11 protein-coding genes are annotated in these 13,412 nt (G+C 68.5%); 9 read left to right on the top strand and 2 right to left on the bottom strand.

Translation table 11 applies throughout. The annotated features are described in order from the left end of the window. Positions 1 to 141: 141 nt before the first annotated feature. Together ABZ642_RS34055 and ABZ642_RS34060 are read right to left on the bottom strand one after the other, a co-directional pair. Positions 142 to 654, bottom strand: a complete 513-nt coding sequence (locus tag ABZ642_RS34055) for a hypothetical protein (protein ID WP_360491116.1) — start codon at positions 652 to 654, stop codon at positions 142 to 144. A gap of 172 nt (positions 655 to 826) precedes the next feature. Continuing rightward, positions 827 to 1,387 carry a hemerythrin domain-containing protein gene (locus ABZ642_RS34060; RefSeq protein ID WP_360491119.1) on the bottom strand — a complete coding sequence of 187 codons (561 nt, stop codon included), beginning with the start codon at positions 1,385 to 1,387 and terminating at the stop codon, positions 827 to 829. 700 nt (positions 1,388 to 2,087) lie between these two features. Here ABZ642_RS34060 and ABZ642_RS34065 point away from each other — a divergent pair. The 9 genes from ABZ642_RS34065 to ABZ642_RS34105 all read left to right on the top strand — a co-directional run bounded on the left by ABZ642_RS34065 (position 2,088) and on the right by ABZ642_RS34105 (position 13,401). Next, positions 2,088 to 4,502: a SpoIIE family protein phosphatase gene (locus tag ABZ642_RS34065; protein ID WP_360491122.1), complete on the top strand. Its 2,415-nt coding sequence runs from the start codon at positions 2,088 to 2,090 to the stop codon at positions 4,500 to 4,502. 161 nt (positions 4,503 to 4,663) lie between these two features. After that, on the top strand, positions 4,664 to 5,533 hold the full coding sequence (locus ABZ642_RS34070; RefSeq protein WP_360491125.1) for an NmrA family NAD(P)-binding protein: 870 nt from the start codon (positions 4,664 to 4,666) through the stop codon (positions 5,531 to 5,533). A gap of 1,305 nt (positions 5,534 to 6,838) precedes the next feature. Beyond that, positions 6,839 to 7,897, top strand: coding sequence for a zinc-dependent alcohol dehydrogenase family protein (locus ABZ642_RS34075; RefSeq protein ID WP_360491128.1), 1,059 nt, complete (start codon positions 6,839 to 6,841; stop codon positions 7,895 to 7,897). A 349-nt stretch (positions 7,898 to 8,246) separates the two neighbouring features. Next, entirely contained in the window at positions 8,247 to 9,584 is a 1,338-nt protein-coding gene (locus ABZ642_RS34080; protein WP_360491131.1) for an MFS transporter, read from the top strand. 53 nt (positions 9,585 to 9,637) lie between these two features. Further along, a complete protein-coding gene (locus ABZ642_RS34085) occupies positions 9,638 to 10,504 on the top strand; it encodes an alpha/beta hydrolase (protein ID WP_360491134.1) in 867 nt (288 codons plus the stop codon). Next, positions 10,501 to 11,265 (top strand): SDR family oxidoreductase, encoded by a 765-nt coding sequence (locus tag ABZ642_RS34090; protein WP_360491137.1) that lies wholly within the window; start codon positions 10,501 to 10,503, stop codon positions 11,263 to 11,265. Before ABZ642_RS34085 ends, ABZ642_RS34090 begins: the two co-directional genes overlap by 4 nt. A 46-nt stretch (positions 11,266 to 11,311) precedes the next feature. Beyond that, the gene (locus tag ABZ642_RS34095) at positions 11,312 to 12,061 is read left to right on the top strand and encodes an SDR family oxidoreductase (protein WP_360491140.1); all 750 of its coding nucleotides are present in this window, start codon (positions 11,312 to 11,314) and stop codon (positions 12,059 to 12,061) included. A 40-nt stretch (positions 12,062 to 12,101) separates the two neighbouring features. Beyond that, positions 12,102 to 12,857, top strand: a complete 756-nt coding sequence (locus ABZ642_RS34100) for an IclR family transcriptional regulator (RefSeq protein ID WP_360491143.1) — start codon at positions 12,102 to 12,104, stop codon at positions 12,855 to 12,857. 181 nt (positions 12,858 to 13,038) lie between these two features. Next, positions 13,039 to 13,401 (top strand): hypothetical protein, encoded by a 363-nt coding sequence (locus tag ABZ642_RS34105; protein ID WP_360491146.1) that lies wholly within the window; start codon positions 13,039 to 13,041, stop codon positions 13,399 to 13,401. The last annotated feature ends 11 nt before the right edge of the window (positions 13,402 to 13,412 follow it).

A 13,412-nucleotide genomic window follows, 5' to 3' on the forward strand; every position in this document is an offset into this window, starting at 1 on the left:
GTGGCCTGCACGTAGACCTGGACACGGTCGAGCAAGCTCCGGAGTGTGCCGTAGCCGGAGGAGTTGGGCCAGGGCGCTCTCAGCCGACCGTAGGCGGCTCGTCGATACTCAGGCAGAGCGACAGGCTCTCGGACGCGGAGGTCAGGGAAGTTCCACGCGGTCGGCGCTGAGGAGTTCCAGGAGCTGTGGTCGGTGCAGGCCGGCGATGTTTTCGAGCAGGTCGGGATGGCGCAGCAAGGGCGCAGCCTCGGTATCCCGATTCCCAGGGTCCGTCAGCCGTCGCAGGCCGCCGACGGCGTGGTGCTCGCTCGCGGCGAGGGCTTGGCAGGCGGCGCGGGTGGCCAGGGCGGGGTCAGCCAGGAGGCAGGCGGCCCAGCTGACCACGGTTTCGTCGATCCAGGTGCGCCACGCGGTGTCGTCGGGCCGTGGATCGCATCCGGTGAGGCCATCCAGGCGGTGGGAGCCGCTGGGTGCGAGTAGGTGAAGAAGCTGCACGTCGAGGTCGGTGGGGTAACGCAGGGTGGCGGCTAGGCTGACGGCCTGCCGGGCCTGGGCCTCGGCCAGCGCCTGGCTGAGCGCGCCGCCGGGGGTGGGGTAGGCGGCCACGAGCCAGCGGGTGGAGGCGGCTATGACAGGTGTCAGATCGTCGGTCACGGCGGTGGACCCCTCGGGAACGTGCTCGCCTGTGTCCGGCAGATCGGTTCCGCGAGCTGTTTCGCGGAGCCACGCTGCCCCGCTTCGTGACCCAACAGCGTAGGCAGCCGAACCCGAGGAGGGAATGAGCCCCGTCACAGGCGGCACACGTCCGGGCTCCTGCGGGGGTGGGTCAGGACCTGCCGCGGCCGGTGATGAGGTCGCGGGCCCGGTCCACCAGGCCGGCGCCCGGAGCGAGGAGCTTGTTCGCGGGCGGGGTGTTCGGCGCGGAGGGGTGCGGGCGGGTCGGGGCCAGGGACTTGGCACGGCGGATCTTGTCCCCGAGGTCGTTGAGCGCCTCCGGAGAGCAAGCCTGCCGCAGCATCGGGAACAGGTTCTCCTCCTCGTCCTGGACGTGGGCGGAGACCTCGTCCATGAGCTGCTGCAGCAGCGGGCTCATCCGGGGGTCCTCGGTGTCCGTCCTCTCCAGCTCCTTCAGGAGCTTCTCGACCCGGGTGTGGTCCGCGATCTCCTTGTCCGCGATCCGGTCGCCGCCGTCGATGTGCTTACGCACCGCCGGATACAGGTACTCCTCCTCGGCGACCGAGTGCCGTACCAGTTCGATGGTGACGTCGTCCACGAGATCACGAAGTTCCTGCCCGCCGCCCGGCATCCCCTGGATCCGGGCGAACATCTCCTCGACCTCCCGGTGGTCGGTCATCAGTTCCGCAAGCGCGTCTCCGCCATGTCCCATCGTCCATCCGCCTCTCGTCTCGCTGGTGGTGCCTGGGCCGGGTCGATCCCGCACAGCTGTCAGTGGTTCCCCGCCGGGATGGGCGCGGCGCTACCTCGCGCGAGGTCCACCCGGTCGGGTGCCTGTGTCGTTCCGGGACTAACGAACCAGTCGGCCCACCACCGTGCGTATGCCCGGGGATGCGGAAGGGCAGGTGGGCGGGTCACCTGACGCTGCCTTCCCCCGTTGAAGGAGCCGCCGGGATAGCCGCGCTGGTGTCGTTCTTCTGTGCCGTGCCCAGGCGGCGAAATGGGAGGCTGGGTGGCAGGGAGGGCGTTGCCCACCTCCGCGGTGAGGCCGTCGCGCGAGGTACCGGTCAGGGCGAGGCTCACGGCCTCACCGGCAGACAGGCCGCAAAGGACGGCGCGGTCGAGGGGCGACATCGTTCGGGTTCCAGTCCGCCGGCCACGGGGCTGCACTGGGCCGTCAAACAGTCGGTCCCGCCGGCTGCCGACCGGTAGAACGGTGCGGTCGCGCCGCGGCCCCCATGGTCCCTGCGTCCAGCGGGTGAGATTGCGTCCGCCGCATTGCAACATGGAGGTAGCGAATCCCGTGGCGGACCTCCAGCGGAACCGATGGGCAGAGGTCCCGGGGACTCGACGAAGGCGAGACGGCGATGGAACAGCGGCATGGCCGCGGTACCGAGGAGCCGGACCGGCCCGTGGATGTGTTCGACGAGGCCCGAACCGCCAGGGCGACCGTCGACGAGCACGGCATCGTGACTGCGTGGAGCGAAGGCGCCCGGCTGCTGCTGGGTTACCCGGCCGCGGAAATCATCGGCAAGCCCGCGGGATGCCTGCTCGTCGAGGCGGTCAGCGCCGAGGTGCTCGGCGGGATCCGCGCCCTTCCGAGGTGGAGTGGCCGGGTGCGGATGCGGCATCGGGACGGGCATCAGGTGGAGGCCGGCGTGCTCGCCCACCATCGACTGGACGGGGGTTGTGCCCCCGACTGGTTCGTGGTCTGCGCTCTGAGCGGCACGGCCGCTGCGCCGGACGACGAGTTGCTCGTGGCGTGGAGCTTCGAGCAGGCGTCCTTTTGCGGGATGACGGTGTACGACACACATCTGCGCCTGCGTCGAGCGAACAACAATTCGCAAGATCACGCGGCCCTCAGCGAGTCCGACATGCGCGGGCTGCGCTTCTCGGAGTTCGTCTCCCACCCGGACGCCGGTGCTATGGAACAGCGCATGGCCAGGGTGTTGGAGACCGGCGAGCCGGAACACCTGAGGACCTCCGTGCGGGCCCCTGGTGAGAGCCGCGAGCACGCCTGGTCGTACTTCCTCTACCCGCTGTGGGACGCGGACAGCGCCATACAGGGTGTCTGCGTGTCGGGGCAGGACCTGACCGAGCAGTACTGGGCTCACAAGCGGCTGCAGTTGATCAACGAAGCCGGCGCCCGCATCGGCACCACTCTGGATGTGACGCGCACAACCCAGGAACTCACGGACGTAGCCGTCCCGCAGTTCGCGGACTTCGCAGCCGTCGATCTGCTCTGCGATCGCGACAATTCCGCTACCGACACAGTGGTTGCGGACACCCGGGGATCCGCCGCACAGCAGTTCCGGCTGCGCCGGACCGCCCACCAGTCGGTTCTCCCCGGAATCCCGGAGGCAGTGGTCGCCCTTGGGGAACTGGACAGCCACGACGGCCCGTGGTCAGAGTGCCTGGCAGTCGGCCGGGGCGTGCTGCGTGCCGAGTACGGCCCAGGGGCCCCTGACCCGTCTGTGAGGGACGAACGCTGGCTTGCGACGATCCGCGTGTTCGGTGTTCACTCCGCGATCGCTGTACCGCTGCGCGCCCGGGGCGGCACGCTCGGAGTCGCTATCTTCGCCCGCCACCAGCGGCCCGAACCCTTCGGCAAGGACGACCTGCTCCTCGCCGAAGAGATCGCCGACCGGGCCGCGATTTACATCGACAACGCCCGCCGCTTCACCCGCGAACGCAGTACCTCCCTGACGCTCCAGCGAGACCTCCTGCCTCGGGGGACGCCCAAGCAATCGGCCCTGCAGACGGCAACCCGGTATCTGCCGGCAGGCTCCGTGGCCGGGATCGGCGGTGACTGGTACGACGTGATCCCGCTCTCCGGGGCACGTGTCGCCCTTGTGGTCGGGGACGTGGTCGGGCACGGCCTACATGCCACGGCCACGATGGGGCGCCTGCGTGCGGCGGTGCGGACCCTGGCCGACATCGACCTGCCGCCTGACGAACTGCTGACCCACCTCGACGACATCGTCATCCGGCTTCAGACGGAGACGGGCCACGCGGAGGAGGACAGAGGCGACGGTGCGGCAGTCGACGCAGGGCAACTCGGTGCCACCTGCCTGTACATGATCTACGACCCGATCTCATGTCATTGCACAGCCGCGTCTGCCGGCCATCCACCACCCGCTGTGGTGCGTCCAGGATCAGACGCCGAGTACCTCGACATCCCCACTGGTCCTCCGCTGGGAGTGGGCGGACTCCCCTTCGAAACCGTCGAACTGCAACTGCCCGAGGGCAGCCTCCTCGCCCTCTACACCGACGGCCTGATCCAATTCGCCCGCATGGGCCTGGACGAAGGACTCGAGCGCCTTCGCACAGCGCTGTCCGCGCCGATGCCGTCCCTGGAGGGCATGTGCGACCACGTCCTAAGCACTCTGGTCAATGATCACCCCAGTGACGATGTCGCCCTCGTGATCGCCCGCACCCGACAACTCGGCAACAAGCATGTGGCCACCTGGGATCTGTCCGAGGACCTCGCCGAAGTCGCTCGCGCCCGCGACGTCGCCACGCGCCAGCTGGGAGTCTGGGGCCTGCAGGAGTCGGTGTTCGTCACCGAACTCGTCGTCAGCGAGCTGGTGACCAATGCCATCCGCTACGGCGGAGGTCCCATTCGGTTGCGTTTGATCCGGCAGGACACGCTCATCTGCGAAGTTGCGGACGGCGGCGACACCTCTCCCCATCTGCGCAGGGCCCGCACCTTTGACGAAGGCGGGCGCGGGCTGTTCATCGTGGCCCAGCTCGCCAAGCACTGGGGCACAAGACACCGGCCCATCGGAAAGACCATCTGGGCAGAAATGACCCTGCAGCATCTGTGAAGCCCGCTCCCCCCTGCACTACCGCGCGCGGCGGGGGAATCTCATGGGGCAACGAGCCCGAAGATCGTGGAACGTCACTCTGCACCGTGGGCCGGGGACCGGCGACGGGACCGAACCCGCACCAAGCGAGTCAGCCCAGGAGCGAGGAGAAGGAGGGTGTCATGACCATTGCCGTGATCGGAGCAACGGGGCGCGTCGGCAGCCTCGTGGTGGAGCAACTGCTGAACGGTCGCGAGGCAGTTCGGGTTCTCGTGCGTGATCCTGACAAAGCCCACCGGCTGTTCGACCCGGTAGGCGGTGACCTCGATGTCCGCGCAGTCCCGCTCGGCGACCACGGCGCGCTCAGTGCAGCCCTGAATGGGATCCGCGTCGGGTTCATCGCGATGGGTTCGGTGGGACTGGAGGGCAACCTGCAACGCCTGCTCCTCGACGCCGCCGCCCGGTCGAACAGCCTGGAGCAGCTGGTGCGCCTTTCGGTCCTCAACGCCGGCCCGTCGTCACTGGGGCTCAACCAGCAGGGTCACTGGAGCATCGACTTCGCCGCCGAGGCTCTCGACCTGCCTTACACGACCATCCGCCCCTCGGTCTTCTCCGCCTCGGTTCTCGCAGGGGCAGCCGAAATCCGTTCCGAGCACACCTGGACCGGCTTGGCCGACACCGGGAGAGTCGCCCTCAGCGACCACCGCGACGTCGCCGAGGTCGCAGTCCGCATTCTTCGTGATTCCACGACCTGGGGCACCCACTACGACCTCACCGGTCCCCGCCTGGTCAGCTGGCCCGATGTGACGGCTCTGCTCTCCGCCGAAATGGGTGAAACAGTGGAGTTCCGCGTCGTCCCGGACCAGACCCTCGTCCACCGCATGATCGATGCCGGAATTCCCCCGAGCAAGGCCGAACTGCTCATCACCCGGGAATGGGCCATCCTCCACGGCGAGAACGAGCGCACCACCGAGACCATTAGGAAACTGCTGGGCCGCCGCCCGCGCACAGTGGAGACATTCCTCCACGACTACATCGACAACTTCCGCTGACACCTCCCACCGCAAGCTCCGCGCCGAGGTCAAATCAGGCTCCGCCTGCACGAAAACCTGCAAGACCCTCCGCGTGATCGGTCGAGGGCGCGATCGCTCGGTTCGTCCGGCCGGTAGATCCCTCCTTCGGCCGGTCGCGGCGGCGTGCTGAAGGGTTCGGACGATGGTGGATTCGATCTGGACGAGCCAGCCGACATCGCCGGTCGCGTCGGCGTGGGTCTGGATCTGTTTGAGTGCCCGTGTGAACACGCTGTCCAGGGCGTAAAGGCGGAAGCGGGTGTACACCGCTTTCCAGGGCCCGTAGTGCTCGGACAGGGTCACACCAGGAGATCCCGGTGTGGATCTTGTAGACCATCCCGTCGATGACCTGCTGGGCCTGCACACGCGGCCAGCCTGTGACAGCCCTCGGTATCAGCGGATTATGAACTCGCCCTCCTGATCGCTGAATTCATGGCGCCCTATCGCCTCGCCAGGATCCACCACCCGACGATCTTTTGAAAACGGACCCCCGCGAGCCTCGAGTCATCTCTCAGGTAGATGACCCCAATCTCATACTCTTATTGGACAGTGTCAGCCAGGTTCGGCGACTCTGTTCATCGGACGAACTATTCAAAGTTCCGCCTTTTCGTACCAGGACGACCAGTTATCCACAGACTCACTAGCCCACGATTAGCAACTCCTGCGAGTGGTCGTGCGTCGCGTATCCATCCGAAGGAACTAAGGACGTTTCGTGTCAATCCACGTGGGCCACAATTGTGCCCCAGCGCGAGGTCCAGCCGAGTGATGAAAGGAATTTACATTCTGCACTGGTCGCCATAGGCTCCTTCGAATTCGTCTTGTTCTCCTACTTGGCTCCGCGCAAGCCTGACGTCGCCAGGCTTCTCTTCCTCGTCGGCTCCTGAACCCGGCCGCCAAGTGCCGCAGAACTTGGGCGTTCTCGACGACGGCCGAACGCTGGTTCAGCCGACGCCGACAGTCCTCCTGCACGGGCATCCGCCGGTGCCGCGGCTGCCTGATCAGGCTCTGCGCGCGAGCCACCTACCGCTGCCGCAATCGCAGTCGCTGCGCATGGCCTTGTACGCCGACAACGGTTACCCACACGACCCGTCCGCCCTGCGGACCCTGCAGAGCCCGCGGTCCCGCGAGCAGGCCCAGAGCTGGGCGTGCGGTTGGAACCGCCACCGAAAGCCTCTCTTCATCGACGGCCACCGCCACGCCCACCCCACCCTCGGATCTCCGTTCCCAACCCTCTGCCGGCGGAGATCCGGATCGACAGTGAGACCGAGGTCACCCATGACACACACCATGCGCGCGCTCGTAGCCGGAACGGTCGGCGAACCGGCCGATGTCCTGCGGCTGGAATCCCGGCCCGTTCCCACACCGGAGGCCGGTCAGGCGCTGATCCGCGTGACGGCGACTCCGATTCACGCCAGCGACCTGCACGTGCTGCGTGGCCGCTACGGCTTCTCCCCCGCTTTTCCCACTGTCGGGGGGCACATGGAATGCGTGGGCCGTATCGAGGCCCTCGGTCCGGATACCGAGGGACTGAAGGTCGGCGAGCGCGTGGTGGCCGTCGCCGTCCCGGCGGTGCCCGGCCCGCCAGTGGCCGGCACCTGGCAGGAATACCTTGTCGCCGACCAGCACAGGCTCCTGCCGGTCCCCGACAGCCTGAGCGACTCCAGCGCCTGTCAGCTCGCCGTCAACCCGTTGACCGCCCTGCTCCTGGTCACCCGCGAACTCGACGTACAGCCGGGTGAATGGCTGTTGCAGACGGCCGCGGGCTCCACCGTCGGCCGGCTCGTCATCCAGCTCGCCAGGCATCTGGGCATTCCCACGATCAACGTGGTGCGGCGGCGCGCTGCCGTCGAGGAGATCAAAGCGCTCGGCGGTGACGAGGTCATCTGCACCGAGGACGAGGACCTGGTCGCGCGGGTGGCCGAGATCGCGGGACCGGCCGGCGTACGCAAGGCCACCGACTGCGTCGCGGGCCCCGTGGGCGCCCAGGTGTCCCAGGCACTGGCTCCGGGAGGAGAGGTCGTGGTCTACGGCGCGCTCTCCACCCACCGGCAGACCGACCCGGCTGCGCTGACGATCCCGCTGCAGGCACGCTCGGTCATCTACGAGACCAAGGCGGTCCGTGGCTTCTGGCTCAACCGCTGGTTCGGCACCGCTGCACCTGCGCAGGCGCTGCGCACACTGTCCGAGGTTCGTGGTCTGGTCACCGACGGAGTGATGACCATCCCCCAAGGCCGGCCTTTCCCGGTCGAACGCTTCACCGAGGCCATCGCGTTTGCTGAGGAACCCGCCCACGGCGCCAAACCGCTCCTTGTCTTCGAGGACGGCCGGGCCGAGGGCGACAGCTAGGACACGGCCCGTGGCCGGTCGTTCGGATCCTCCCGCAGACGCGGGGCCTGCTGTCCGGACGGCCCCGCACCCCAAAGGAGAGCCAGCCGTGGCCGGTAAGGGTATGTGCGCACACGGCCGGCGCGGCGCCTTTCCCTCCGTCCGCCGCCCGCGATGAGGACCTGAGCCCGACGGCCGGACGCACAGCCGGCACGGCGCCGTTGGCCGCGCGATTCCGGCATCTCCGGACACAGAGCCTCGTCGCCGCCTCCCCATCCCGAATCACCGGATTCGCGTTGTTCACCGGTGCGAGGCGTCCACACAATCGCAGCCCAGCCCGTTGATTCCATTCCAAGCGAAGGGGCTTGCAATGGTGACTTCCACCTCCGAGGACCAGTCGGCGTCGAGCCTGCGCGCGGTTGCGCCGGTTTCGGTCGCGTCCCGCGCTCGTTCGTATTTCGCCAGCACGGTCGGCAACCTGCTCGAATGGTTCGACTGGGCGGTCTACGCCGCCATGTCACCGTTCATCGCGACGGCGTTGTTCAACCCGGCCAACAAGGTGTCAGGGCTGCTCGCGACGCTCGCGGTGTTCGCCGTCGGATTCGTCATGCGGCCGATCGGCGGCGTCGTCTTCGGCTTCCTCGCCAACCGCCGCGGCCGCAAGTTCGTCCTGCTGGTGACGATGATCGGCATGGCGGCCGGCACGCTGTCGATCGCCGTCATCCCGACGTACGCCGCTATCGGCGGATGGTCGTCGTTTCTCCTCGTCGTCGCACGGCTCCTGCAGGGATTCGCGCACGGCGGCGAGACGGCGATCTCCTACTCCTACGTCACCGAGGTCGCACCGCGTGAAAGACGCGGACTGTGGTCAAGCGGCGTGCTCGGCTGCGTCATCGCGGGAACAATCCTCGCCAACGCCGTTGCCGGCACCCTCACTGCGGCCACCTCCGAGAGCTTCATGGCGGACGGCGGATGGCGCATCCCGTTCGTCATCGGAGCGGCGCTGGGCATCTACGCGCTGTTCCTGCGCCGTTCGATGATGGAGAGCGACGTTTACGAGCGGGCGATCACGTCCGGCGCCGGCGACGCACGCTCCATCACCAGCCTCCCCGCCTGGTCAGCGGGCCGGATCGTGCGCCGCAGCACGCAGTTGGTGCTCTACGTCGCCGGCGGCTCCGTAGTGCAGTACACCTGGACCGCCTACGCGGGCACCTACGCCATCACGCAGAAGCACATGAGCCCGAGCGCCGCCTACTGGTCGCTGCTGGTCGCGCAGGTCGTCGGACTCGCGTTCATGCCGTTCTGGGGATGGGCCTCCGACCGCGTCGGGCGCCGTCCGCTGGCCATCGCCTACGGCCTCGTGTTCGCTGCGCTCGCCTACCCGGCGTTCACGATCATCGGGTCCACATGGTGGACGCTCGCCGTTCCCGCGACCGTCATCTTCGCCCTGTGGGGCATGTCCGGCTCCCAGTCGCCCGCCGTGCAGGCCGAGAACATCACAACCCGGCACCGCGCCCCGGTCGTCGGCGCCGTCAGCTCGATCGCCGCGGCGCTTTTCGGCGGCACCGCGCCGTACCTCAGCGCGTACACCGGCTCCATCGGCGCGCCCTGGGCCTTCCAGGTCTTCGTCATCGTGCTGTGCCTGATCTGCGCGATCGTCGGCTTCACCCTCAAGGAGACCAAGGGCGTCGACCTGGAGAAGGTCTGACCGTCCCGCTGCCTCCGATTCCGTTCATCGACCTCCACCACAAGGAGACATCCATGTCACAGGCACTCACCGCCCCCGACCAGTTCGTCACCGTCAGGGACGAGACCTACGCCTACCGGTCCTTCGGCGCCTCGGAGGGGACGCCGCTGGTGTTCCTGAGCCGGCTGCGCGGCACGATGGACGACTGGGACCACGCCCTGATCGACCCGATCGCCGCCGAACGCCCGGTCATCCTGTTCGACAACCTCGGCGTCGGCCGCACCAGCGGCCGCAACCCCGGGACGGTCACCGAGATGGCGACCTCCGCCATCGCGTTCGTCGAGGCGATCGCCGACGGTCCGGTCGACCTGCTCGGCTTCTCCCTGGGCGGCTACGTCGCGCAGCGCTTCGTGCTGGCCCGCCCGGACCTGGTGCGCCGCGTCGTGCTGGCCGGAACCGGTCCGGGCGCCGGTGAGGGCATCCTGCCGTCCGAGCCGGTGGTCGCCCCGCTGCGCACTGTCCCCGAACTCGCGCTCGACGCGTTCCGCGTGCTGTTCTTCACCGACTCCGAAGCGGGCATCCGCGCCGGCGACGACATGTGGCGCCGGATCCACCTCCGTGCCGACCGCGAACCCGAGGTGCCGATGGACGCCGTCTTTCAGCAGGTCGCCGCGATCCGGAACTGGTCCGGCGGCGTCGAGGGCGGCGACCAGGCCTTCCCGGAACTGGAGAAGATCGAGCACCCGGTGCTCGTCGCCAACGGTGAGCACGACGTGATGATCCCGACCGTCAACTCGTTCATCATGTCGCAGAAGCTGCCCAACGCCGAACTGCACGTGTACCCGGACTCCGGCCACGGGTTCCTCTTCCAGTACCCCGAGGCCTTCTCGCAGCTGGTCAACGGCTTCCTCGCGCGCACCGGAAGCCGGGCGACGGCATGACCCACCCCTTCGACATGCGCGGGCGGACAGCGCTCGTCACCGGCTCCACAGCGGGGATCGGACTCGCTGTCGTCAGGGGGCTGCAAGGCCTCGGGGCACGCGTCGTCCTGTCGAGCAACGACGAGGCCGACATCAAGGACGCCATCGATTCGCTCGCCGCGGACGGGATCGAGGTCGAAGGGATCGTCTGCGACCTCAACGACCCCGACAGCGTGCGCACCCTCGCCGAGCGGGCGCACGCTCGGTTCGGCCGGATCGACGCGCTGATCGCACACGCCGGCGGCCACACGCACGTCGGCCCGCTCATCGACACCTCCGAGGAGGACGTCGAGCGGACCTTCCGGACCTCGGTGTTCCACAACCTCGTCCTGATCGAGGGGTTCCTCCCGCTGATGGCGGCGCAGGGCGGTGGCAGCGTGGTCGTCACGTCGAGCATCGCGTCGGTGCGAGCCAGCACCAGACTCGCAGCGTACGGCGCGGCGAAGGCAGCGCTCAATTCGTTCGTGCGCAACATCGCCGCCGAGTGGGGCGACCGCGGGGTGCGGGCCAACGCCGTCGCCCCAGGCACGGTGCGAACCCGCTTCTCCCAGGCCCTGTGGTCGGACCCGGAGCGCGAGCGGGCCGCCGGCGCGAACACCGCGCTCGGGCGGATTGCGGAACCGGAGGACATCGTCGGGGCGGTGCTGCTGTTCGCCTCCGAAGCGGGCTCCTACATCTCCGGCCAGACCCTGCTTGTCGACGCCGGCCGCTCCATCCTCTGAACGGTCCCCTGAATCGATCCTGTGAATGGAAAGGAGAACGAGGCACATGACAGACATCGCAGGTCAGGCCGTGGTCGTGACCGGGGCCAACGGCGGTCTCGGGCGTCAGTGGGTCGCGCAGGCGCTGGAACGCGGCGCGGCGAAGGTGTACGCCACGGACGTCACGCTCGGCACGTGGGACGACGCCCGCGTCTCGCCGCTGGTTCTCGACGTCACCCGTGAGGAGACGATCGACGGCGCCGTGGCAGCGGCGAGTGACGCGACGATCCTGATCAACAACGCGGGCATCGCGCTGCGTGATCCGATCATGACCGTCGATGAAGCCAAGCTGCGGCACGTCTTCGACGTGAACTTCTTCGGCACCGTCACCGTCACGCGGCGGCTCGCACCCGTCATCGTCGCGAACGGCGGCGGGGCGATCCTCAACGTCATTTCGCTGCTCAGCTGGCTGTCGCTCCCGGCCGCCTACAGCGCGGCGAAGGCAGCTCTGTGGTCGGTGACCAACGCCTTCCGGCTGGAGCTCGCCCCGCACGGGGTCGCCCTCGTCGCCCTCCACATGGGCTACACGGCGACACCGATGACGGAGGCGCTGAACGTGGTGAAGAACGACCCCGCGGACATCGTCCGCGCCGGACTCGATGGCATCCAGGACGGCAGTCTGGAGGTGCTCGCCGACCAGTGGAGCGTGGAGGTGAAGGCGGCCCTCGCCGGGCCGGTGCAGGATCTTTATCCGCAGCTGAGCGGTGCGGGATATCCGTTCGGGATGGTGCCGATCTCCGCGGCACCCTTGCAGTAGGGCGGGCTGCGAACTCTCTGAACATCAACGGGAGCTGCGTGTGAGCACCATCGCCAAGGCGGGCCGTGTCCTCGACCTCTACACGCCGGGAAGTCCGGTGTGGGGGGTCAGCGAGGTCGCGACGGCCTTGCAGATGCCGCGGTCGACCGCCCACTCGCTGCTTGCCGGGCTGACCGAGGCCGGGCTGCTCCACCAGTCCCGGCGCGGCCGCTACGAGCTCGGATGGCGTGCGTTCGAACTCGGTCAGATCCACCGGGTGACCTCCGGTGGACTGATCGAGACCGCCCACCCCGTGATGCAGGAGCTCTCGCGGCGGCACTCGGAGTCGGTGTGCATGGCGGTCTACGACCGGCAGGCCCTCATCTTCATCGACAAGGTCGTCGGCGACGACTCGCTCTCCGTCGTCGGCCCGCGCATCGGAATGCGGTACGAGCCGCACAGCTTCGCGTCGGGCCGACTGCTGATGGCTCATCTCCCGACGGCCGAGATCCAGGACTACATCGACACGAGCTCGCAGCGCACTCGCAGCAGCAACGCGGTCGTCCGGCCGCAGGTCTTCCGCGACCAGCTCGTCAGAATCCGAAACGACCAGCTCAGCTACGACGACGGCGGCGCCATCCTCGACGTGGGCTGCGTCGCCGCCCGGCTCATCGGCCGGCACGGCCAGACGATCGCCTCGCTGAGCATCAGTGCCCCGTCCCGGCGCTTCCGGGAGAACCGTGTCCAGCTGTCGGAGAGCGTGAGGGCGGCGGCCGCCACCATCTCGCGGCGGCTGCGCGAGGACGGGCAGATGTAGCAGCCGGCGTTGAGCGTGGTGAGCGTGTCGGTGCCGTGGCGCAGGGCCTGTCCCGCGTGCCCCGGCGATCCCGGAAGCTGCGCGGCCGAGACCGCCGGCACCAGCCGCCCGGGTCCGGTGACCGCCGCCCGGCCTCACTTGCGTCCCCGTGCCGTCGGCGGCCCGTGCGGACCCTGCGCCGGTGTGGTTCTCCGGGCCGGCGGTAACCGTCTACTACGACCGGGCGATCGGCCTGGCAGGCATCGCGGTCAACGCTCTGCGGGGCCCCCAGGTGACCCTGGACGGGATGGGCCTCGTGGGTCAGGCGCCATCACGCCTGGAGGATCAGTTCACCGACTACCTCGAGACGCACAACAAGGACCTGCAGAACTCGCAGTGCGCCGATCCGTGCTCGGCCCAGCTTGGCTTGGTGCTCCGGGCCCAGCGGGCTGGCGACCTCGTATTGAGCCGCCCAGTGATGGTGGCCGAAGCATGGGCCGACCGTTGCTGGGACACCATGGAGGGCCGCATCCCCCAACAGGAGTGGAAGACCTTCGAGTGGTGAGTACCAGCCGG

It is taken from the genome of Streptomyces sp. NPDC007157 (assembly GCF_040634235.1).
Taxonomy (GTDB): Bacteria; Actinomycetota; Actinomycetes; order Streptomycetales; family Streptomycetaceae; genus Streptomyces.